The organism is Vibrio sp. NH-UV-68, assembly GCF_042940635.1.
In the GTDB taxonomy this organism is placed as follows: Bacteria; Pseudomonadota; Gammaproteobacteria; order Enterobacterales; family Vibrionaceae; genus Vibrio; species Vibrio pacinii.
In genome coordinates, this window is the sequence record NZ_CP134975.1 from 3,036,027 (window position 1) to 3,058,962 (window position 22,936).

A 22,936-nucleotide genomic window follows, 5' to 3' on the forward strand; every position below is an offset into this window, starting at 1 on the left:
GCAAAAAGAGAATTCAGCCTCAAATTCGATCATGAAAGAATTAAGTTCTACTAAGGAGGCTTTATGCTTAAACGTGAACTTACAAATGGGTTGACTGTCAGCTCAATTGGCTATGGTGCGATGGGGTTGAGTGAATTCTATGGCAACACAAATGACTTACAATCTTTAAAGTTACTTGACCAGTTACTAGAGCTTGGTGTTGATTTTATAGATACCGCAAACTTCTATGGACGTGGCCACAATGAGGAGCTGATTGGTTACTATCTATCTAAACTGCAACCTTCTCAGCGCCAACAACTTAAAATTGCCACCAAATGTGGTATCGATCGCCCTGCAGAAGCTGCGTATGCTCGCAGCATCAATAATACACCTGACTATATACGAAAATGCTGCGATGAATCTCTTCAGCGCCTGGGGGTAGAGTGCATAGACTTGTTTTATCTGCACCGAGTAGACAACAAGATCATCGAACAAAGCATGGATTGCCTAGGTGAATTAGTCAAAGAAGGCAAAATTGCCCATGTCGGTCTTTGTGAGGTTTCTTCGAAAACACTGCTTAAAGCGCACTCTGTTTTTCCAGTCACTGCTCTACAAACAGAGTACTCACTTTGGACTCGCGACATTGAGCAGGATATTCTTGAAACACTGAAAACCAATAACATCGGCTTGGTGCCCTACTCTCCGCTAGGTAGAGGTTTCCTCACAGGTAAGCTAACTCGTAATAGTGACCTCCCAGATGGTGATTTTCGAAAAACCAACGATCGATTCCTAGATGGTAATATCAATCATAATCGCAACCTTCTAGACATCATTCAGCCGATTGCACAAAAATATCAAGCGACACCTGGTCAGATCGCTTTGGCATGGCTATTAGCTCAATATGAACATATCATTCCGATCCCAGGAACTAAGAATCTGCACTATCTCCAAGAAAATGTTCAGGCATCTGAAATTATCTTAGACATAGCAGATCTCTCTACATTGAATGACATCCCACTTCAATTTGAGGTAAAAGGGCAACGTTACTCTGAAGAGGGTATGAAAGGAGTCAACGTATAAAAAGAAAAAGCCCAGCTACCTGGGCTTTTCACTAGCGATAAACACTCATCGCAACACCTTCTCCACCACCAATGCAAAGAGCCGCAAGACCTTTACTTTTATTGTCTCTTATCAGACTGTGAATAAGAGTTACCAGAATTCTACTCCCCGAAGAACCGATCGCGTGCCCCAACGCAATGCCTCCTCCATATGGATTAATTTTTTCGTCAGGAATATCTATCGCACGAGCGATAGCAATGGCTTGCGATGCAAACGCTTCGTTACACTCTAGCTGCGCAACCTCGCTCGCTTCCCACCCAGATTGATCAAGGCACTTAGAGATTGCTTCAATCGGGGCAACTCCCATGACATCAGGGCTAATGCCTGAATTGCTGAATTTCCCCAAGCTAGCGAGCACGTTCAACTGATATTTTTCTGCAGTAAGGCGATGACAAAGCAGAAGTGCCGACGCTCCATCATTGAGTGATGACGCATTACCTGCTGTCACCGTACCTTGCTTAGAAAACACGGGCTGCAAACTGGCAAGTTTGTCCACACTTGTTTCTCGTGGGCCTTCATCCTGACCAAACACTCGAACATTGCCTTTTCGATCTCTCATTTCAATCGGCACTATCTCATTCTTAAAAAAACCGGCTTTTTGAGCCGCAAGTGCTTTATGATGAGATTGAAAAGCGAACTCATCTTGCTCGGGACGTGCAACTCCATACTTATTGGCGACGTTCTCAGCCGTCACTCCCATATGATAGTCATTAAACGCATCCCAAAGACCGTCATGAACCAAGCTATCTTGTAACTCAGTTCCTCCCAGTCGCGTTCCTTTTCTAGAGTTTGGCCAAATATGTGGCGCATTTGACATACTTTCTTGTCCACCAGCTATAACAAATTCAGCGTCATCACAAGAAATTGCTTGCATCGCTAAATGAACCGCCTTTAAGCCTGAACCACAAACTTTATTTACTGTTAAACACTGAGCGTTATGTGTCAACCCAGCCCCAATTGCGGCTTGGCGAGCTGGATTTTGACCACAACCAGCTGTTAAAACTTGTCCGAGAATGACGCTATCGATTTGTTCTGGTTTAATGCCGGATTCTGCTAGTAGGGCTTTAATCACCACACTACCAAGATTAGGAGCAGACAAACCTGAAAGCTCCCCCATAAACGCACCAGTAGGCGTTCGCTTTGCAGCTACAACAACAATATCTTCCATTACTTCATTTCCTTTTTAAGACCAGGAAGAACCAATCCTTTCTCATTCATAACCTTACGGTAACTTGCCAGGCCATTCATACAAGCAGGAATGCCAGCATAAACGGCCATCTGAATAACAACTTCAAGCAGCTCTTCAGGCGAAACTCCTACGTTTATCGCTGCTTTCATATGTAATTCAAGCTGAGGAGTCGCGTTACCTAAGCTAATCAGTGAAGCGACTGTCAGCATTTCTCGGACTTTTAAATCTAAACCAGGACGAGCGACAATAGAGCCGAACGCGTAATCCGTAATCAGTCGAGGTAAGTCACTGTCTAGCTCGGAAAGCCGATGAATCACTCTCTCAGCTAAACCATCTTCCAAACGATCCATAACGTGCATGCCTTTGCTCGTCGTTTGTTGATTACTCATAATTTAAGCCTCTTGCGTTCGCTGAACATTTTCGGACTCCATCGGGACGATAGTGATAAACACAAGGGAAAGCGCCATCGCGACACCGGCAAAAATGTAGAGAAAGGAAACATTGTAAGATGCAACTAACCACGCCCCAAGAAAGGCTCCGATACCTATTGCCAAATTGAAGAAGGCAACATAAAGGGCAGATGCAGGAAATGCTTGCTCTGAAGCCAACCTAAGCACCCAAGTTTGAAGCGCAACGAAAATACAGGATGCCGTTGCTCCCCAAATAGCGAGTGCTGTGCCGATGTGAGCCTGATACCATTGCACATGGAATTCTCCAATAAGAATCAACATTGATGCGGCAAATAGCACAGACAAAACCGCGATCGTCTTAAGGTGTTTATCAATAAACAGCGCCGTGATGACATTGCCGACAATACCCGCGACACCAAAGACCAACAATAAAACTGGAACGAACTCTTCACTAATGTGAGTTAGGGAATTAAGCATAGGCTCTATGTAAGTAAAGGCCGTAAAGTGCGCCGATATGGTCAAGATGGTCGCAAAATAGACTTTGATCAGCGAACTCGACTTAAACACGGCCTTAATCGCTGCTATGCCCACACTGCTCTTCTCGCTAATCTGAGGGACTAAGCTAGCAATCCCAACAAGCGACAATACACTGAGCCCTGACATGACCATAAATGCGGATCGCCAACCAATATGCATTCCGATGTAATTTGAAATAGGCACCCCAAATACACTGGCAACCGATACACCACCAAATACGATCGAGGTAGCCAGGCCGATATAGTTAGACGGAACAATCGACGCAGCACTAACACCAATTATTGACCAAAATGCACCATGGGCAACGGCCCCAATCACTCTGGCTAGCATTAGGTTTTCAAAGGTTTCGGCACTAGCGGCAAGACCATTGGAAACGACCAACACTATGCTCAAAGCAATTAAGAGATTTTTTTTGCCGACCCCACCAAGGAACACAGAAGCCACGAGTGCGCTCAAAGCACCAACCCAAGCATATAAAGACACCGTCATACCAACATATGATTCAGAGGTTGCGAGGGCATTGGCCATTGGCGTAAGCAACCCAATCGGGGCCAGTTCGGTCGTGACGATATTAAACGTCGACAAAGCTAATACAAACAACGCTAACCAAATTCGAAGCGTCATCTTCTGAGAGTTTTCACTATTACTCATTCTTCATTCCATATATTTTAAAGAGTTTTCCATCCATGCTGTTTGGCATGATAAAGAAGGTGAGGATTTTCGCCTACGCAGATTGGATTGCCTGTTGCTTCAAGCATATCGACGTCAGAGATATCGTCTCCGTATGCATAGCAATGCTTCAGATCGATATGATGTGTTTGACAAAAATCAGACATGGCAACTTTTTTACCTTTTCCGATAGTCTGCGGTTTACCGATTTGACCAGTTAACATCCCTTCTTGGTCTAAGATCAGAGAGGTACACAGGATGTGCTCTACATTCAGAAACTGGGCAATAGGCTCCAAGATAGGACACATCGAACCAGAGACAAACACCACTTGATGGCCTGCGCGCTGATGCTCTTTCAACGCAGTAACGGAACGTTCGAGAAAGAAAGAAACATCACAACGGCTTTGAAACCACTCCTGTCCAACGCTCTCAAGTGCTTGGTACCTTTGTCCTTCAAACTGTTGATAGTACTCTCTGTTCAACTGTTCTCTTACAACACCAGCAGCTCTATCTGTATTGAGCTTTGCGTTATAACTCTTAAACAGGTCACCTTGTCCGATTTTTTCACACCAAAATTCATAGAAATCAAACATGCTCTTGGTGTGGATTAGAGTTTCATCCACATCAAAAAATGCTGCGACTTTGGTCATAATCACTCCTCGTAGTTTAAGCGACGACTCTTCACTGGAAAGTCAGGCTCACTTCCTACCACTCCAGCGTCGGCCCAGCGGTTTGGAGCGACTTCTGTCACAGCGACAGAGATCTTATCTAAAGGTACACCAGTATTCTTATGCACCGCCAATGTTATGTCTTCGAGCATCCCTTTTACTTGCTCTTCGTTGTTCATTTTCCAAGTGGTAATATGGATAAAAGGCATCTTATTCTTCCCTATTAGTAGTAGTCACAAATTCATCAAACGAGCGTCCCTCAAGCTTGAGCTGGGCGTGAATGTCTCCACCGAGACCATGTAGACCAATCGCGCCACCATAACTTTGCCGAGAGCTCATATATAAGACGACAACATTAATTACTCGGTTACCTTCTGATTCATGGGCAGGAAATGGGTCAGGTAATTCGGCCCAAAACTGAGCGTTTCCTAAAGAGTCAGTAACAAAAACATTCGGGATACCTAGTGGCCCTGGCCGAGTAGGAGATTTGGGACAGAGATCCTTCTCTCTTAGGCTCATTACGGTATAGAGGCTGTTAGGAACCAAGTTGCTAAATTGAAAATCAAAACGAGCTAGCTGCTTATCATCATTTAAGGTAACGGTCAGCTCTCCTTTAGCTTGCAGCCAATCGTACAAGTTAATCGGTGCAATGTGCCGCTTACCATCTTGATACCGATAGTCCTCAATATATCCCTGATGAAGAGGAAGGCTGGGCCTCACCTCTGTACTGGCTTGCGGCCTCTGTTCTGGAGCAAAAACCATCGGATAGTTGTTCGAAGGCAAGGGCAAAGGAAGAGTGAACAAGGTAATATCCCTCATCTGCTGCTCAGAGAGTTGTTCTATTTGAGTAACGATGTGATACGGTCTGATCTCGCCAAATGCAGGTACAGGGGTTTCTGGCGCAACAATTGCGCCAGACCAAGAAACACCACTATCACTTGGGATTTGCCCTACAACGACAAAGTTACCCTCTGCATCCATAACTTCTGCGGGAGGATAGAGCGGGCCTTGTGTCGTAGCCGATAGTTGGTAACTTCTACGCACAGTCTTGCTCCATACTAAAATGGTGGCTAGGGCTCACAACCGCCTCAGTGGCGGATTCAGCTAGTTCCCCCTCTTTAGCAATTATCGATTTGGCAGAGTAGACAGCAAAAGATACGTCCATACTGGCGCACACGGTTTGATTCTGCATCACACTCATACGAGCTTTGAATCTTCCACGGCGCTCATTCACATCCTTCTCGACAAACTCAAAATGTACGATTGCAGGTAGAGGGAATAAAAAATTCGCAAAATCAATCGACATATTGTTGATAACGTAATACTTGTCGTTTTGCTTTTGGTAAACAAACTCTTCAGTAACCGCAATAAAAGCCTGGCGACAAGCTTCAACTAATAACATTCCTTGAACATGTTGTCCTGTCTGATGGTCTCTCATCAATTCGCAGTTATCATCAATAACGAGGGGCAGTGCGTACATATCTAACTTATGATCAACTTTTTCAGCTTGACCAATTAGAATATTTCGCTCGTCCCATTTGTGGGTATGACGATTTTTATGCTCAGAAGCTAACTTTTCTACTGAGCAAGTTTTGAGCTTGCGTTTCAACTTTAGATTATTACCAATATCATCAATAACTTTCTTGGCTTTGTGCTTACAAACACCTTGCCCCGCAATGAGTTCATGCTCATCAGGAAATAGATTGTCTGGTAGCTTTGCTAACAACTCTAATTGAGAAATAGTTAAAGCTTTTTTCCCATTGGCATACTCTGAATACTTATCACCAACAACTATAATTTTACTAACTTCCATATTACTTGCTCTTATATTGCTCTTATATTGCTCTATATAGACGCGTATATAGTCCTTCATCCCCACCAGTAATATAATCATCACCAGCTTGCTTAATAATATCTTTATAGTTTTCATCATTAAATGGCTGCATATATTCCTCTACATTTCCATTGAATGAAGATACGAACAGAACACCTGGCTGACCACTAATTAGAGAATGATAGGCTTCAAAGCTATTAATCTTGTCGGCATTATCTCGTACTACATTAAATATTGTTCTCTCACGCCACTCAAGATAGTCATCGTAACGCTCTGCAGGCACTTCGACATGTCGTAACTGCACAAACTCCGTACTTGGCAACTCTGACTCACTAGCAATTGGTGCCTCTATGAATCTAAGCAATTCGCGTTTTATATCACCAGACAAGTAATCTTGATTAACAGTAAATGCATCTATGAGGCCTTTCTCTAAGTTTGAAATATCTTCAATTTTATTTATAGCCTTCAATTCTAATAACTCATTATTTCCATCTTCGCTGATAAAATATCTAGAACTCTCGTTACATTTAATACTATCAATTGTTTTATTATCAATATTTTTAACGGGGTATCGAGAGACCAAAAGGTAGTTTACAGACATGTTTAACTCCATTTAATTAAGGAGCAACAAAACTAACAGCTATTGATAGTTGTGGAATTACTAATTATGTAATTTAATTTTTGAATCAACTTCGAGTTTATAACTTGTTTATGAATCACTACTAAATTCAATTTCATCATTAACTCTAGCGAGAAAATAAAAACATAAATATCAATAACGAGAACTTCAAAGTTTTTAGTGTGTCGGCACTCACCAAAAATTTAGCTACATTTATCTTGTTATTTATAAATAATAACCTTTATAATGAAAACCATTCACATTCTGAATAAAACAAAGACATTGCTTTAATGTTATTGACGTTGTTTTTATCCATAAGACCTGTATGAGTATTAGATCCATTTTAACCAACAGTAGTTTACCGACCGTTAAGCAACTTCAATGTTTTTTGGCCGTTGCACAGGAACTTAACTTCCGAAAGGCGGCAGAGCGTATAAATATGACTCAGCCTCCACTAACTCGGCAAATAAGGTGCCTAGAAGATTTACTTGGTTATGAATTATTTACTCGTAACACACATGCCGTACACCTAACTAAATCAGGCAATGACCTCCTCATTGAAGCAGAAAAAATTTTATGCCTAATTAGTGGACTAAAAGCTCTGAATGCAAGAAGTGTCGATAAAATTAGAGTGGGGGCGACTAATACTCTAAATTTCGAGAATATTTCTCCAATCGCAGGGGCTTTAAACTCTCTCGTTGGGCTTGAGAGCGCTGATGTTCATAATATGAATTCAAGTCAACTAATTCACAGCCTACAGAAAAACTCATTGGATATCGCTCTCATTGGAGAACAAAATACTCGCGTAGAAGAAGATATATCTTTCCATTGGATATATCGCGAGCCACTCTTGCTCGCTATGCCCTCTTCACACGAAGCCGCAACACAAAGCCAAGTCTCACTTGAAGATGTATCTGAGTTGCCTTTGTTTTGGTTTCCATGGAGCGCTAACCCTTCTTTTTACGAAAAATGCGAAAAGTTGTTTGATAAGCTTCCGTTCGCGCTCAAAAGAATAAAAGAGCCCGACGACACTATTGTGATGCTCTCCAAAATTGCTAAGGGCAACGCCATGGCATTGATGCCTCGTTCGATGTGTACCTTTTACAATGAAGGCTTATGCTATAAAGAGCTTTCTGACGCTCATAGTAAGTACCTAAATATCGATGTCTATGCCGCTGTTAAAAACAACGATCGGCGAGCGCATATCATCGATGCAATCGAGAACCTGAAGTCATCCCGATAGCAATCGGGCCAACGGCTAAAATACAATATTTTTGTTTCATTATTTCGCCTAGAAACCCACTAAAGTGACCTTTCCTACTAATTCATCACCATTCTGGCAGCTGAAATCCACGCGCTTATCAGCGGGTTTGTCATACAATGTTTTAAGCTTATCAAATTCAGCAGGAACAAAGCTGATGTTTTTCAGGCGTAAACTTTTACGTGTTTGACTATCGAGAAATGCCAGTGCCGAGCGGCCTAATACTTCCTGACAAGCATCTAAAGTGCCTTTACTCACCAATTTTTCCTCTAACACTTGCTCACGCTCAGATCTACTGGCCTTTGAGAAGAGACAAATTGCCTCTAAGTCGAGCATAGCAACCGCTCTTGGCCTTTGTGTCGCACTGTCTTCATACACCGCCAGTACGCAAGGAATCTTGCTCTCATCAAAGCTCTGCGCCGCTAAGTTGGTTAGGCTGAGCGCGTCACCCAGTTCGCGTTTTAGTAATTTCTCAAGTTGTGACAACTTAGGTAGTGCGAGCTCTTTTTGGACATCGCTCACCGAGTCGAGAGTTTTTCGGCTCTCTTCTGCACCTTGAACTAAAGGCAGCAGCAAGCGATGTAGTTGGCTATCTTCAAACGGCTTGGTCAGCACAAAACTCGCCCCCGCTGCTTTGGCCTGCTGTATCTGCAACTGATCATCGACCGTCGTAATCATGCCAACTTTAATCTCAGAGTTAAGTTTCATCAGCTCTTTGGTTACCGTTAGCCCCGACATTTCGGGCATATACCAATCCGTTAAGACGATGTCGGGTTGCCACTCTTTAGCCAACTCAATAGCCTCGCGGGCATCACAGGTTTTTTTGATCGACAAGCGGCAGTAACCGAAGCTCTCTAAACCTCGCCTAACAATCTCTAAAGTCGCTTTACTATCATCAACTATCAGTATTTTCACTAACCACCATCACCTAAAGCATCAGAACTGTTTAAATTATAGGCATATTTTTGTCAGACAACTAAACTTAGAGTCGATGTATGTGGCAAATTTTGAGGAAATAAATGGATCTAGCGCCCCTAATGAGCTCAGAAAACCTCGTGGCTCTCGCCATCGATTTCGGTCTACTGATCCTTCTGGCTTGGTTTATCATTTTATTGCTGATTTTGCGCGAGTTTCGCCACTTTGCCCGCCAAGTGGTTAACCACCGCGATATGGACAAAGACACCTATGACTTATGTCAGCAATCGGTCGACAAAGCGCTCGGCTACACAACAGAAAACAGTGACACTCTCAATGACTTAATCATCATTCAACAAGCATTAGAAAGTCAGGTTTCACAGATTAAAGCCGCCAAAGAAGATCTCACTGAGCAAGAGCAAGCGTCAATTGAAGAGCTTAATCAGAAGCTCAATAACTCCCATCGGCTGATCAAAAAACTCAAAGGGGATTTGGATAAGAGCGTTAATGGTCTGCGCCGAGCCAAGAATAAACTGATGCAACAGACCGATACCGTTGAAGGCCTGCAAATCGAGAAACAGCAACTTAAAAAGCAGTTTGACCAACTTGAACAGGAGTACATCCAAATCAGTGAGGCCGGAGGCGCAGCCAGTTTGGCTCAAGAGTTCCAGCAAGAGAAACAACAATTGCTTGAACGAATAGAACAATACAAGCAAAAACTGTCAGCACAAGGCGATACGGCCGCACTAAGCGCCGAATTAGAGGCGTCACAACAACAGTTGCATCACCTAGGGAAAGAGAAGGAGTTCGTGGAGAAGAAGTACCTTGAACTGCTTGAAGAGGCAGAAAAGAACAGCAGTAATTAACTTACTGCTGCTCGAACGACTTTACGCACATGACATTAAGCAAAGAAGTGCCTTTCAGTTGGGTCACTTTACCGCTAGTAAAGAGCCCCGTTTTCTCGGCTCCCCAATAAGGTAAATGCATTGGCCATTTAGCTTGCTGCATCACTTTCGAATCCATCAAGTCTTGCCATTCATCTTGGGTCGCTAAACGCATCCCTAAGCGATAGCAGGTTTTATACGCACCTTGGTAGTCTAAACGATTCCATGCTAAGTCGTGCTCCATGTAGAACTGCTCACCATCAGCGATGCTATAAGGCACTTTGTACTCAAGATTGGCCACGTTTGCGCTAAGGCGAATCATCACCTCATCCATAGGTTTGTTCATTTTAGGTTTTGAAGCCATTTTAGGCTGCGTAGCAATGACTGGCGCCTTTTCTGCGGGCACAGCAAGCACGGTCGTGGCTTGTTTTTCCAGCTTAGGTTTGGCGATCGGTTTGTTCGCAGGTCGCACTGATTGGCGCGGTGCACCTTTGACGACCTCACGGATAAACGCTTGCTTGTACTCTGGTTGTGTTTTTACTTTGGCTAACTCTTGCTGAGCAATAGAGAAATCAGTGTATGGACCAATCAAGCAACGATAAGCCTTGTCTTCAGGTTTAGCCCAAACATCGGTCGAAATATGCTTATAGAGCTGTTTCGCTTTGGTCAATGGCAAAGGCTTGCTAAACACACCACATTGAATCCAAAACGTTGACAGCGACCCTGTCGGTTTCGCTTTGCCCCACAACCCTTTTCCTACTGGGCAAGCACCATCAAGCACCGGCAGTTGATCCGTGGCGGCTTGTGTGGCATCACACAAAAATTCGTCAGCCAATGTTGGCATTGACCAGGCAGGCAAAGTCAGTGCTGCCAACAGCGTCCATTGCTTCCAATGCGATTGTTTCGGCTTTAACGCCATATTGATACCTTTACTCTTTTAACTCGATCCGTGTTGGTTCACTCACGCCGCTCACTAAAGCGTCACTATTGACGTTATACGGCTTTGCTATTATCAATGCAAAAAAAGAGCCGCAATGAATGACGGCTCTTAGTGTAATGAAATTTCTATAGTCAAATCTTAGGCTTGGATCACCCTTTGTAGAGTTTGGGGTTAAATACATCACGTAACCAGTCACCCAACAGGTTGATGACCAAAACGAGAGTAATCAAAACCACACCTGGGAAGGCCGTAATCCACCATGCACCAGAGAAAATGTAGTTAAAACCAATACTAATCAGTGCACCAAGTGAAGGTTGGTCAACCGGCAAACCTAAACCTAGGAAAGAAAGTGCCGCTTCTGACATGATGGCGTTTGCCACCTGCACCGTTGAAATGACCAAGATCGGTGACAGACAGTTCGGTAAGATATGACGGAACATAATGCGCGGCGCTTTAAAGCCCATCACACGTGCAGCTTCAACATACTCTTTCTTCTTCTCTGCCAATACCGACGCTCGAATGGTACGTGCGTACTGCGGCCACTCAGCCACACCAATAATGACTACCAGCATCACCACCGCATACTGACTGTAAAAGTCACTGCCAAAGCTGGCTTTGAAAATGGCTGATACAATGATCGCGACCATCATGGTTGAGAACGACAACTGAACATCAGCAAAACGCATCAAGAAGCTGTCAATTCGACCACCATAATAGCCAGCCGACAGACCAATGATAATGCCGAGAATCAATTGCAACCCAACGGCTAAGAAACCGATCGTCAATGACAAACGCGAACCATACAAAATGGTCGACAAAATATCTCGCCCTTGCTCATCAGTGCCGAGCAAAAAGCGCTCTTCGCCCCCTTCCATCCATGATGGTGGTAACTCTGAGTCCATAATGTCGATAGAAATAAGGTCATACGGGTCGGTAGGTGAAAGAATCGGCGCCGCAAGAGCCAGCACCAAAAAGACCATAAAGACACTAAAACTCGCCATAGCGACTTTATCGCGCTTAAAGTAATACAGAAAATCAGACTGTTTAAAACGCTCCCAGCGTGAAGGAGCAGCGATTGCTTGACTCATGATTATGCTCCTTTTCCAGTGAGATTTACGGTCGGGTTAATGATGCCGTATAGCAAGTCAACGATGGTATTGGTTACCACGAATATCAGGCCAACGAAAATAACGTAAGCGGTGATAAGCGGTGTGTCGACACGGTTGATTGCCTCAAGGAAAAGAAAGCCGGTACCTGGCCACTGGAATACCGTTTCAGTCAGAATGGTATATGCCACCATAGTACCGATCTGAACACCACCGACCGTCAATACGGGAAGCATGGTGTTTTTGAGCGCGTGCTGGTAATAGATTTTGTTTAACGCCAGACCTTTCGCCTTACCAAACTTAATATACTCAGAGCTGAGTACCTCTAACATTTCAGAGCGGACCAAGCGGATAAACAGCGGCAACATGATTGAAGCCAATGCCACACATGGCAAAATAAGGTGCGCTAATCCATCAAGGGTAAAGTAGCCTGACTCCCACCCAAACACATTGGCGGTTTCACCACGGCCATAGGAAGGCAGCCAACCGAGTTCAATCGAAAAGACATACATCAACATGATTGCTGTCAGAAAGACAGGAATCGAAATACCAATACTACTAAAAGCCATCACCGCTTTGGTCAAAATACTTTTGGGATGAATGGCGGAGTAAACACCAAGAGGAATAGAAAAAACCACGATAATCACCGTCGCACCAAACACCAACTCTAGCGTCGCGACGAGTTTATCTAAAATCACTTCAACCGCAGGGCGCTTGAAGAAATATGAAGTACCTAAATCGCCTTGTATGGCGGCGCCAATAAAGCGAGTGTATTTTGTAATGAAGGGATCGTTAAGGCCTAACTCATCGCGCAGAGCTTGTCGCTCCGCTTCAGAAACCGACTGACCAACAAGCTCACGCAATGGGTCACCCAGATTATCCTGAATGGCAAACGCCACCAAACTGATCACAAACATCACTATCAGTGCCTGAAACAGGCGCTTGACCAGAAACGAAAACATTCCTTGCCCCTTTACTTTCCATAGAATTCAGTCTGCAAAACCGAATCAAATTCGGTCGCAATTTTCAGTCTTAAAAATGGCACTCAACCCGACTGAAACAAAGCCAAGTGCCAAAAATTAAGCGGGCATCCGCACCATGCGAATGCCACAACTTCGACTTACTCAGTTTACTTATTTAACGACAAGGTCACCAAAGTAAGGGAAGTTCATTGCGTTAACGATCGGTGCGATCTCTACATTAGATTTCGCGCCCCACGCTAGGTTTTGCCAGTGTAGAGGCACAAACGCCGCTTCGTTGTACAATGTTGCTTCCACTTTCTGCAGCATTTGCGCACGTTTCGCAGGATCCGTTTCAATGTTTGAATCCATGACTAGCTTGTCAACTTCCGCGTTTGAGTAGTAACCACAGTTGTACTGACCTTTACCTGACTCTTCGTTACGAGTCATGGTTAGGAACTCAGAGAAGTTCGCAGAATCTTCTGTGTCTGAGTGCCAACCGATCATCAGCATGTCTGCAGCACATTTATCAAACTCTGGCCAGTATTGCGCTTTAGGCATTGTCTTCAGGTCAACCTTGATACCAATCTTAGATAGCATAGCCGCCGCTGCTTGAGCGATTTTCGCATCGTTCACGTAACGGTTGTTTGGCGCCATCATAGAAAGTGCAAAGCCATCTTCATAACCCGCTTCTTTCATTAGCTGCTTAGCTTTTTTCAGATCGTAGCGTGGCACTAGGTCTGCGCTGTAACCGGCGTAACCTTCAGGACCTTGCTGACCAGCAGTCGTAGCGAAGCCTTTCATGATTTTCTTCACGATACCTTCGTTGTTGATTGCGTGAACAATCGCTTGACGAACGCGAACATCTTTCAGTGCTTCGTTGCTGTTTTGGTTCATTTGGAACGTGATGATACGAGTACCAGGCAGCGTGACTAGATCAACATTTTTTGCGTCTTTCACACGTTTGTGGTCGTTAGGCGCTACAGGTGCGATCATGTCCACATCACCAGATAGAAGCGCGGCAACACGCGTTGCGTCTTCTTTGATTGGTACCAGCGTAAGCTTGTCGACATTACCTGTGTTTTTATCCCAGTAATCGCCAAAACGCTCGAACGTGACTTTTACGCCCTGTTCACGTTGCGTGACGATAAATGGGCCAGTACCAGAAACGTTAGTGGAAGCGAATGAGTTACCGTGCTTAACCACTTCGCCTTTCTCTTTACCGTCTTCTGTCATGCCCGAGTAGAACTTGCTGTCCATTGGGAAGATATAAGTAGCGGTTTGAAGTACCAGAGGGTAAGCCCCTTTTGATACTAGTTCGACTGTGTAGTCATCCACTTTTACCATCTTCTCATATGGTTCGAAGATAGCTTTAAAGTCTGGAGAGTTCTTTAGACGCTCAAAAGTCCAAACAACGTCATCTGCAGTTAGCTCGTTACCAGAGTGGAACTTAACGCCTTTGCGTAAAGAGAAGCGGAAAGTCGTGTCATCAACACGTTCCCATTTTTCAGCCAAGCGAGGTTCAAAATCTAATTTTTGTGTGTAACGAACTAGTGGATCAAATACCATGTGAGACATTTGCAGTGTGCCGCCAGACAGCTGCTCGTGTGGATCAAGTGACACTGGATCAGCATCATAAGCGACGGTGATATCTGCTGCTGCTGCACTAAAACTTAGGCCAGCTGCCATTAAAGCCACTGCTAGTTTGCTTTTCATGGTTTTCATTGCATAACTCCTTATGCGGGATTCATCCCTAGTTGTTGTGTTTGCTTCTGTTTATTCACCCAAAAGCTCTGGGTAAGATCGACGACTTACGCCGTTTCTACATCTTCTCTTAAGCCAGTAAATTCCGGCATTAAAGAAATCAGTTGTTTGCTATATTCATGCTGAGGCGTCTTAAACAGCTGTTCAGTTGGAGCGACCTCTAATAAGGTCCCCATTTGCATCACACCAACGCGATCACACATTTGGCGAATCACAGGTAAATCGTGACTGATAAACAGCATGGTTAGATTAAGCTCATCTTGTAAATCTTTGAGCAGGTTAAGAATTTGAGCCTGTACCGACACATCAAGTGCAGAGGTCGGCTCATCACAAATCAGCAAACGAGGACGTGTTGCCAGCGCGCGTGCAATCGAAATACGCTGGCGCTGACCGCCCGAAAACTCATGGGGATATTTAAGCCCAGCCATACGCCCTAGACCGACGTGATCCAGCAGATCATTAACGATCTGACGCGTCTCAGTTTCATTCTTGGTTAGCTTATGAAATCGAATTGGCTCTGCGATGATATCCAGTACCTTCATGCGCGGATTCATCGATGTATAAGGGTTTTGGAACACCATCTGCATCTGACGACGCATTGGACGACGTTCTTTTTCTGATTTCAGTGCGGTAAGGTCGATACCTTCAAAGGTCACTCGCCCTGAATTCGGCGTGTAAAGACCAGCAATGACACGAGCAATGGTTGACTTACCAGAACCTGACTCACCCACCAGACCAAAGGTTTCACCTTCAAACACTTCAAAACTCACATCGTTCGAGGCCTGAACGTACTCGCGACGACTTTCGAACAGAGAATCTTTGGTCACAAAACGTAGATTGACGTTTTCGACATTGAGCAAAGGACCACTGTATTCGCGCTCATCTTGACTCTGCCCTAACCAGTGGTTTTTCACATCAAGAGGCTTCATCTCTGTCGCTTCTTCGATATAGCTCACCAGAGGGAAACGATCGAGTTTCATATCTGAACGAGGAACCGCAGAAATCAAACTACGGGTATAGGTATGATCAGGGTCGCCCAGTACTTTAGCGGTTGGGCCAAACTCAACCAAATCACCGCGGTACATTACCGCAACGCGATCGGTCACATTCGATACCACGCCCATATCGTGGGTAACGAGCATACAACCGACATTGTTCTTGATACACAATTCACGAATCAAACTCAGGATCTGATCTTGAATCGACACATCAAGCGCGGTCGTTGGTTCATCGGCAATGATAAGATCTGGCTCACCAGCCAATGCAATCGCGATAACCACACGCTGACGCATACCACCAGAAAATTGATGCGGATACTGCTTAAGACGGTTTTCTGGCTGGGGAATTCCCACTTGCTGCATCAATGACAGCGCACGCTGGTACGCTTCTTCATCCGATACCTTCATATTGGCGTGGATGGTCTCTTTCAACTGCTGCTCTACGGTGAACAGAGGATTTAGAGAGGTCATTGGATCTTGGAAGATAAATCCAATTTTAGAGCCGCGTACTTTACGCATTTGCTCTGGGCTCAAACCAGAAATAAGCTCGCCATCAAGGTAGACATCGCCAGTAGCGATACGTCCCGGAGGGCTAAGTAGATCGATGACTGCATTGCCGACTGTCGATTTACCAGCGCCAGATTCGCCAACCACACCAACGATTTCACCGCGTTCAATATTAAATGACAGCGATTTGACTGCGGCATGCACCCCATGACGCGAAGGGTATTCAATGCGAAGGTTTTTTACTTGTAAAAGTGACATTAACCAGACCTCTACTGCTTTGGCAGCTTTCTGCCCTGTCTGAAAAGTGAATCCATTCAAGCCAGAAGAATAGTGTTCCGGCAATTTATAAGGTCATCAATTTGGCAAATAATTCACACAAAAGCAACAAATATAGAATAAAAAGTCGAAATCGCATAAAAACCAAGCACTATAGCCAAATAAATATGCAAACCAGCTAGATCATCATTTGGTCATACCTGTGGTATAAATGATTTAAAACACGGATAAAACAAGAGTTTTAGTTATTAAATACTGCTTTTAGTTATAAGTCCCCCCTACTAACAAAAAGAATAAAAATTCACTTAAAACACAGCAAGTGGCTTTAACAAAAAAAACACATAAGACTATTAAAGATGACTTATTAAGACAATGATTCGATATTGATCACATATACGCCAAACTATATTCTAAATAAATGCGATATTTATAGATTTATCAACCTAAGAAATTTTGTAGTCAAAGATTGTACTAGCGCCAAATTCATGCAAAAAGGTCAAACAACGGCACTCACTTTCAATAAATAGCCAATATCAACCCAAAGATCAGTCACTTCACTAGGAGAATAAAGACATAAACAGAGTAATAAAGGTGGATATTTCTAGACTTGAGAGGGGAGGAGACAAAACGGCAACCTTACTGTTGCTGCTCTTTAACGTTGTTCAGTGGATGAGGAATTCGGCTAGGCTTCTGACCCCTGACCCCGAACCTCAGATTCGAGTCGCAAGTCGCTAAACGCAAAAAAGGCTCTGCATTTCTGCAGAGCCTTTTCAAAGATGGTCGGTGAAGAGGGATTCGAACCCCCGACCCTCTGGTCCCAAACCAGATGCGCTACCAAGCTGCGCTATTCACCGATAATATATTTTTTTACTTGGTCTACGTTTCTGAGGTTTAACCCTCTGGTTTCGCTTATTCCAAGTGCCGAGATGCGCTACAAACACGCTATTCACGGAAATTTCATTCTTTCTAAGGAAGAATGGGGTGGCTAACGGGACTTGAACCCGCGACAACCGGAATCACAATCCGGGGCTCTACCAACTGAGCTATAGCCACCATCAAATTGTTGTCGTTTACTGCCAAGTCTAGCTATAAACCCAACTCTAATCCCGCTGATGCAGAATTATAGTAATAGTGGTCGGTGAAGAGGGATTCGAACCCCCGACCCTCTGGTCCCAAACCAGATGCGCTACCAAGCTGCGCTATTCACCGACGATATATTTTTTTACTTGGTTTACGTTATAGAAGGTCAACCCTCTGGTCCCGCTTATTCCAAAAGCCGAGATGCGCTACAAACGCACTATTCACCGACTTATATTTCTTCTCGATCTTGAATCAAGAAAGGAAGCAAAGCTACCTGAATAATGGGGTGGCTAACGGGACTTGAACCCGCGACAACTGGAATCACAATCCAGGGCTCTACCAACTGAGCTATAGCCACCATTGAAACTTCTACCGATTAAACCTTTGGCGAATGGTACGCCCGAAAGGATTCGAACCTTCGACCTTTGGCTCCGGAGGCCAACGCTCTATCCAACTGAGCTACGGGCGCATGCCCCATCGGCGGAGTGGAATAATACGTAGTTCACACTATGCCGTCTAGTACTTTTTAAAGTTTTTTTATCGTTTGGTGCCTTTTTGGGCAATTAAAGTGTGATAAACCCCTATTTCCCATTAGATAACCGCCATAAAGCAAGTAACTTGTTGTTTATTGCAACAAGTTAACAGGATATAATCACCCATTATTTACATTGATTTAACAGCAACACTGGTGTTTTACGCACTTTGGTTCGATGTTGATCAAATCCCACTCTAATAACGGGTAAGCACGCACTTACCTTCAGGAATGTAAAGTGAGTTTAATGGATATGTCTCGAAAAATGTTAACCGCTTTGGTCGCTGCAATCACCTTTTCTAGCGCCTCTTTTGCAGCCAATGTAAGCCAAGAACAATATGACGCTATTGCAGAACGCATTAAACCTGTCGGTGATGTTTACCTAGCCGGTGCAGAGCCAGTGAAAGCGGAACCAACAGGGCCACGTGATGGCGCGACCGTTTACGGTACCTTCTGTATCGCTTGTCACGCATCAGGCGTTAGCGGCGCACCGAAAACAGGTAACGCAGAAGACTGGGCTCCACGTATCGCGCAAGGTAAAGATGTATTGGCTAACCATGCAATTAATGGCTTCAACGCTATGCCAGCGCGCGGCTCATGTATGGATTGTTCCGATGATGAAATCATCGCGGCCATTGAGCATATGATTGCCGACCTGTAACTGCCTTCTATATCTATAATAGATAGGTAGAAGAAAGATAGAGCAGAAAGGCTTGGTGTTGTCACCAAGCCTTTTTATTGTCTATTTCTTATTAAACATCGCTCTTAGGTTGGCAATATGTGCCTGCCCTTTCGCCATCCGCTCTTCTTGAGTCACGGGCTTTTTGGTCTGTTCCCAGTCAACATCGTCAAATGGCAGCTCATCTAAGAATCGGCTCTGACTCGGTTTAATCAACTCACCAAACTGACGGCGCTCTTTACACATAGTAAAAGTCAGTTCGCGTTGAGCACGGGTGATACCGACATACATCAAACGGCGCTCCTCTTCGACATTCTCTTCATCAATGCTGGTTTGATGGGGCAAGATCCCCTCTTCTGCACCGATTAAGTAAACGTAAGGAAACTCCAAGCCTTTTGAAGCATGTAGCGTCATTAACTGCACTGCATCACTGTCTTCATCGTCTTCACCACGTTCCATCATGTCACGCAGGGTCAATCGCTGAACCACCTCTTTTAAACTCTTCTCTTCTTGGTCGTAGTTGTCACCCTCAAGATCAGCAACAATCCAAGAATAGAGGTCCGATACGTTTTTCATCCGCATTTCTGCAGCTTTTGGACTGGTTGATGTCTCATACAGCCAATCTTCATAATTAATATCACGCACGAGTGAACGTACCGCCTCAACGGTGTCGCCTCGCTCCGCTTGATCAGCAATTTTCACCAGCCAAGTGGTAAAGCGACGTAAGTTTTCTAAGCCGCGCCCCGATAAGCTCTGTTCAAGCCCCATCTCAAAGCTGACTTCGAACAAACTCTTACCACGCATATTGGCATAACTACCGAGTTTCTCTAAGGTGACTGGGCCAATTTCGCGGCGCGGCGTATTCACAATACGCAGAAACGCATTGTCGTCATCCGGGTTCACCAGCACACGCAGATAAGCCATGATGTCTTTTATCTCAGCGCGAGCAAAGAAAGAAGTACCGCCCGATAGCTTATAAGGCACGCGGTTTTGCATCAGCGACTTTTCAATCAAACGCGATTGATGGTTACCACGATAAAGCACGGCATAATCTATATAATCGGTGCGGTTGAGGAACTTGTGGGCGATAAGCTCCCCTGTCACACGTTCAGCTTCATGCTCTTCATTTTTAGCCAACAGTACTTTGAGTTTCTCACCATCAGGAATTTCGGAGAACAGCGACTTCTGGTACACATGGGGGTTATTGGCAATCAAGATATTGGCAGCACGCAGAATACGGCTGGTTGAGCGATAATTTTGTTCCAATTTAATCAAGCGCAAATTCGGGTAATCTTCGCCGAGCAAGACTAAATTTTGCGGTTTAGCACCACGCCATGAATAGATCGATTGGTCGTCGTCACCTACCACCGTCAAGCGTCCGCGCTCACCGACAATCAACTTCACTAATTCGTACTGAGTGGTGTTGGTATCTTGATACTCATCGACTAATAGATAACGAATACGGTTTTGCCAACGCTGACGCACCTCTTGATTGGTGCGCAACAAGAGTACTGGTAGCAAAATCAAGTCATCGAAGTCGAGTGCGTTATACGCTTTCATCTGTTTTTGGTACATTTCAAAACAGAAAGCAAATAACTGTTGCTGCTCGCCTTGAGCCTGTGCTTTAGCCTGATCAGGCGTCAGCATATCATTTTTCCAGTTGGAAATCGTACTGAGCAATTGACGCAGTAAATCTTTATCACCATCGAGCTGTTGCTCGGTGAGCTCTTTGAGCAGTGCCAGTTGGTCTTGGTCATCAAACAGCGAAAATCCAGACTTTAAGCCCAGCACCTTATACTCTCGCTTAATGATATTGAGCCCCAAGGTATGAAACGTCGACACCATGAAGCCTTTCGATTCGCTTTTGCCCAGCGTCTGGCCGACACGTTCTTTCATTTCTCGCGCCGCTTTATTAGTAAACGTCACCGCAGCAATGTTACGTGCCTTGTAACCACAGTGCTGAACCAAGTACGCCATTTTGTTGGTGATAACACGCGTCTTGCCTGAGCCAGCACCCGCAAGCACAAGGCAAGGTCCAGATACGTATTTAACAGCTTGATCTTGATTGGGGTTCAGCTTCATGACTATCTCAGAAGTGGGAATAAAGTGGCGACTATAATAATAGTGCAACCATTAGATTGCTATGTTTATACCCGATAGACGTATACCTAAGTTGTGGCAAAGTGTCTCCTTGAGAAAATTTCACTCATCTCATGCAAAATTTTGTTGCATATTTGGTATGCTTTTCAGTTATAATGAATGAACGTTCATTCACTGGCCATTCTATATAGACCATGTCTAGGTTTCATCCTATGGAAGATAAAAGACAAAAAATTATTGATGCTGCTGAAAAACTGATCGCCGAATCAGGCTTTCACGGCCTATCAATGCATAAGCTAGCTAGAGAGGCTGGGGTTGCTGCAGGCACCATTTATCGTTATTTCTCAGATAAAGAAGACTTATTGCAACAAGTTCGTTTGACGGTTTGTCAGCGCAACGCTGAAATTATTCAGCGCGATGTTGATGACAACATGCCACTGAAACAACGCTTTCGCAAAATGTGGTTAAACATTTTCGATCTTTCAAGGTCTAACATCGAGTCATTAAAGAATCGAGCTCAATACGATTCTTTGCCATGTGTTCGCAGCCATGAAACCAAAGAGATCGAAAGTCAGATGTTCCATAAAGTCGATAAAATGTTTTCAGAAGGACGCGATCAGCGAGTATTCAAATCTTTAGATAACTCGGTGTTAGCAGCACTGAGTTTGGAAGTGAGTGTCACATTGGCACGTAAACAATCTCTCGGATATTACCATCTGGACCAAGAGGCCATTGAAGCGGCCATTGAGGCCAGTTGGGATGCAATTACAACACACTAATTTGGAGTTCTAGTCAGAATGAAAAAGTGGACTTTTTTTATGTTACTTATCGCAATACTGCTTTTTGGCAGTGTGATAGGTTTTAATCTCTTCAAACAACAGAAGATCGCTGAATATATGGCGAACCGACCTGAACCTGAATTTCCCGTGACAGTGACTCAGGTCGAAGCGGTAGATTGGGTACCCGTTATTGAAGCGATCGGCTTTATCGAGCCAAACCAAGGCGTTACAGTAGCCAACGAAACCAGCGGTGTGATTAATAAGATTACCTTCGAATCAGGCACCCTAGTAGAAGAAGGCCAACCTCTGGTTCAACTCGATTCTGAAGTCGAAAAAGCGAACCTCAAGAGTGCACAAGCCAAATTGCCTGCTGCCGAGGCCAAATACAAACGCTATCAAGGTCTATTCAAGAAAGGCTCAATTTCTAAAGAAGCTTACGATGATGCAGAAGCTAACTATTTCTCTTTAAAAGCCGACATTGAAAGCTTGAAAGCGGCTATCGATCGCCGTGAAATCAAAGCGCCATTTGCTGGTGTGGTTGGTATCCGCAATGTGTATTTAGGTCAATATTTACAACCAGGTACTGACATTGTTCGTCTTGAAGATACCAGTGTAATGCGCCTACGATTTACGGTTCCACAAACCGATATCTCTCGCATTTCAATCGATCAAGAAGTTGATATCTTTGTTGATGCTTATCCAGACTCACCATTTAAAGGCTCAATCACAGCTATCGAGCCGGCGGTCAGTGTTCAAAGTGGTTTAATTCAAGTTCAAGCTGATATTCCCAACAATGATGGCAAGCTTCGCAGCGGCATGTTTGCCCGTGCGAACATCATTTTGCCTAAATTAACAAACCAAATCACACTGCCACAAACGGCGATCACCTTCACGCTCTACGGTGATAATGTTTATATCATCACAGAAGAAAATGGTGAAAAACGCGTGAAACAAAGCGTTGTGAAAGTTGGAGAACGAACAGCAGACATCGCGCACATTCTTGAAGGCGTGAAAGCTGGAGACGTGGTGGTGACATCAGGTCAAGTTCGTTTAAGTAATGGAGTCAAAGTACGCGTTGTAGAAAGTGATGCAACCACTCCACCAGCTGAAACACCAATGCTTTAACCGGAGG

Annotated in this window: 21 protein-coding genes and 5 tRNA genes; 6 read left to right on the forward strand and 20 right to left on the reverse strand. The window is 44.3% G+C overall.

What is annotated here, in order from left to right; translation table 11 throughout:
- Nucleotides 1-63: 63 nt before the first annotated feature.
- Nucleotides 64-1,059, forward strand: a complete 996-nt coding sequence (locus ViNHUV68_RS13930; protein ID WP_391088621.1) for an aldo/keto reductase — start codon at nucleotides 64-66, stop codon at nucleotides 1,057-1,059.
- Between the two features lie 31 nt (nucleotides 1,060-1,090).
- Here ViNHUV68_RS13930 and ViNHUV68_RS13935 read toward each other — a convergent pair whose 3' ends face one another.
- Genes ViNHUV68_RS13935 through ViNHUV68_RS13970 form a run of 8 tightly spaced genes read right to left on the reverse strand, consistent with a single transcriptional unit; the run spans nucleotide 1,091 to nucleotide 7,006 of the window.
- Nucleotides 1,091-2,266, reverse strand: a complete 1,176-nt coding sequence (locus ViNHUV68_RS13935; RefSeq protein WP_391088623.1) for an acetyl-CoA C-acyltransferase — start codon at nucleotides 2,264-2,266, stop codon at nucleotides 1,091-1,093.
- Nucleotides 2,266-2,676 carry a carboxymuconolactone decarboxylase family protein gene (locus tag ViNHUV68_RS13940; RefSeq protein ID WP_391088625.1) on the reverse strand — a complete coding sequence of 137 codons (411 nt, stop codon included), beginning with the start codon at nucleotides 2,674-2,676 and terminating at the stop codon, nucleotides 2,266-2,268. The genes ViNHUV68_RS13935 and ViNHUV68_RS13940 overlap by 1 nt, the downstream gene beginning before the upstream one ends.
- A gap of 3 nt (nucleotides 2,677-2,679) precedes the next feature.
- A complete protein-coding gene (locus ViNHUV68_RS13945; RefSeq protein WP_391088627.1) occupies nucleotides 2,680-3,885 on the reverse strand; it encodes an MFS transporter in 1,206 nt (401 codons plus the stop codon).
- Nucleotides 3,886-3,902: 17 nt separating this feature from the next.
- Nucleotides 3,903-4,553, reverse strand: a complete 651-nt coding sequence (locus tag ViNHUV68_RS13950; RefSeq protein WP_391088629.1) for an HAD-IB family hydrolase — start codon at nucleotides 4,551-4,553, stop codon at nucleotides 3,903-3,905.
- A 2-nt stretch (nucleotides 4,554-4,555) separates the two neighbouring features.
- The gene (locus ViNHUV68_RS13955; RefSeq protein ID WP_391088631.1) at nucleotides 4,556-4,780 is read right to left on the reverse strand and encodes a 2-hydroxymuconate tautomerase; all 225 of its coding nucleotides are present in this window, start codon (nucleotides 4,778-4,780) and stop codon (nucleotides 4,556-4,558) included.
- A 1-nt stretch (nucleotide 4,781) separates the two neighbouring features.
- Nucleotides 4,782-5,615 carry a hypothetical protein gene (locus tag ViNHUV68_RS13960; protein ID WP_391088633.1) on the reverse strand — a complete coding sequence of 278 codons (834 nt, stop codon included), beginning with the start codon at nucleotides 5,613-5,615 and terminating at the stop codon, nucleotides 4,782-4,784.
- Nucleotides 5,608-6,384, reverse strand: coding sequence for an AfsA-related hotdog domain-containing protein (locus tag ViNHUV68_RS13965; RefSeq protein WP_391088635.1), 777 nt, complete (start codon nucleotides 6,382-6,384; stop codon nucleotides 5,608-5,610). Before ViNHUV68_RS13965 ends, ViNHUV68_RS13960 begins: the two co-directional genes overlap by 8 nt.
- Nucleotides 6,385-6,406: 22 nt before the next feature.
- Entirely contained in the window at nucleotides 6,407-7,006 is a 600-nt protein-coding gene (locus ViNHUV68_RS13970; RefSeq protein ID WP_391088637.1) for a hypothetical protein, read from the reverse strand.
- A 406-nt stretch (nucleotides 7,007-7,412) separates the two neighbouring features.
- On the opposite strand from ViNHUV68_RS13970, the gene ViNHUV68_RS13975 reads away from it, so the two are divergent.
- Nucleotides 7,413-8,267 (forward strand): LysR substrate-binding domain-containing protein, encoded by an 855-nt coding sequence (locus ViNHUV68_RS13975; protein WP_391088639.1) that lies wholly within the window; start codon nucleotides 7,413-7,415, stop codon nucleotides 8,265-8,267.
- A 48-nt stretch (nucleotides 8,268-8,315) separates the two neighbouring features.
- Here ViNHUV68_RS13975 and ViNHUV68_RS13980 read toward each other — a convergent pair whose 3' ends face one another.
- On the reverse strand, nucleotides 8,316-9,200 hold the full coding sequence (locus tag ViNHUV68_RS13980) for a response regulator (protein ID WP_038175604.1): 885 nt from the start codon (nucleotides 9,198-9,200) through the stop codon (nucleotides 8,316-8,318).
- A 104-nt stretch (nucleotides 9,201-9,304) separates the two neighbouring features.
- Between ViNHUV68_RS13980 and ViNHUV68_RS13985 the strand changes: the two genes are divergently transcribed.
- Complete coding sequence (locus tag ViNHUV68_RS13985) at nucleotides 9,305-10,066, forward strand: hypothetical protein (RefSeq protein ID WP_038175603.1); 762 nt, start codon at nucleotides 9,305-9,307, stop codon at nucleotides 10,064-10,066.
- A 1-nt stretch (nucleotide 10,067) separates the two neighbouring features.
- Here the strand turns inward: ViNHUV68_RS13985 and ViNHUV68_RS13990 are convergent, their stop codons facing one another.
- The 10 genes from ViNHUV68_RS13990 to ViNHUV68_RS14035 all read right to left on the reverse strand — a co-directional run bounded on the left by ViNHUV68_RS13990 (nucleotide 10,068) and on the right by ViNHUV68_RS14035 (nucleotide 18,183).
- Complete coding sequence (locus ViNHUV68_RS13990; protein WP_391088642.1) at nucleotides 10,068-11,003, reverse strand: SPOR domain-containing protein; 936 nt, start codon at nucleotides 11,001-11,003, stop codon at nucleotides 10,068-10,070.
- Between the two features lie 170 nt (nucleotides 11,004-11,173).
- On the reverse strand, nucleotides 11,174-12,112 hold the full coding sequence (locus tag ViNHUV68_RS13995) for an ABC transporter permease subunit (protein WP_391088643.1): 939 nt from the start codon (nucleotides 12,110-12,112) through the stop codon (nucleotides 11,174-11,176).
- Nucleotides 12,113-12,114: 2 nt separating this feature from the next.
- The gene (locus tag ViNHUV68_RS14000; protein ID WP_038175600.1) at nucleotides 12,115-13,092 is read right to left on the reverse strand and encodes an ABC transporter permease; all 978 of its coding nucleotides are present in this window, start codon (nucleotides 13,090-13,092) and stop codon (nucleotides 12,115-12,117) included.
- 171 nt (nucleotides 13,093-13,263) lie between these two features.
- Nucleotides 13,264-14,814 (reverse strand): ABC transporter substrate-binding protein, encoded by a 1,551-nt coding sequence (locus tag ViNHUV68_RS14005; RefSeq protein WP_038175599.1) that lies wholly within the window; start codon nucleotides 14,812-14,814, stop codon nucleotides 13,264-13,266.
- Between the two features lie 86 nt (nucleotides 14,815-14,900).
- Entirely contained in the window at nucleotides 14,901-16,616 is a 1,716-nt protein-coding gene (locus tag ViNHUV68_RS14010; RefSeq protein WP_391088646.1) for a dipeptide ABC transporter ATP-binding protein, read from the reverse strand.
- Nucleotides 16,617-17,411: 795 nt separating this feature from the next.
- Nucleotides 17,412-17,488, reverse strand: a tRNA-Pro gene (locus ViNHUV68_RS14015).
- Between the two features lie 123 nt (nucleotides 17,489-17,611).
- A tRNA-His gene (locus ViNHUV68_RS14020) sits at nucleotides 17,612-17,687 on the reverse strand.
- A gap of 79 nt (nucleotides 17,688-17,766) precedes the next feature.
- Nucleotides 17,767-17,843 (reverse strand) — tRNA-Pro (locus tag ViNHUV68_RS14025).
- A 153-nt stretch (nucleotides 17,844-17,996) separates the two neighbouring features.
- A tRNA-His gene (locus ViNHUV68_RS14030) sits at nucleotides 17,997-18,072 on the reverse strand.
- A gap of 34 nt (nucleotides 18,073-18,106) precedes the next feature.
- A tRNA-Arg gene (locus tag ViNHUV68_RS14035) sits at nucleotides 18,107-18,183 on the reverse strand.
- Nucleotides 18,184-18,493: 310 nt separating this feature from the next.
- On the opposite strand from ViNHUV68_RS14035, the gene ViNHUV68_RS14040 reads away from it, so the two are divergent.
- Nucleotides 18,494-18,907 (forward strand): cytochrome c5 family protein, encoded by a 414-nt coding sequence (locus tag ViNHUV68_RS14040; RefSeq protein ID WP_038175597.1) that lies wholly within the window; start codon nucleotides 18,494-18,496, stop codon nucleotides 18,905-18,907.
- An 81-nt stretch (nucleotides 18,908-18,988) separates the two neighbouring features.
- Here ViNHUV68_RS14040 and rep read toward each other — a convergent pair whose 3' ends face one another.
- Nucleotides 18,989-21,007, reverse strand: coding sequence for a DNA helicase Rep (gene rep / locus ViNHUV68_RS14045; protein WP_391088648.1), 2,019 nt, complete (start codon nucleotides 21,005-21,007; stop codon nucleotides 18,989-18,991).
- A gap of 230 nt (nucleotides 21,008-21,237) precedes the next feature.
- Between rep and ViNHUV68_RS14050 the strand changes: the two genes are divergently transcribed.
- On the forward strand, nucleotides 21,238-21,804 hold the full coding sequence (locus ViNHUV68_RS14050; RefSeq protein ID WP_038175595.1) for a TetR/AcrR family transcriptional regulator: 567 nt from the start codon (nucleotides 21,238-21,240) through the stop codon (nucleotides 21,802-21,804).
- 18 nt (nucleotides 21,805-21,822) lie between these two features.
- On the forward strand, nucleotides 21,823-22,929 hold the full coding sequence (locus ViNHUV68_RS14055; RefSeq protein WP_038175594.1) for an efflux RND transporter periplasmic adaptor subunit: 1,107 nt from the start codon (nucleotides 21,823-21,825) through the stop codon (nucleotides 22,927-22,929).
- Nucleotides 22,930-22,936 lie beyond the last annotated feature (7 nt).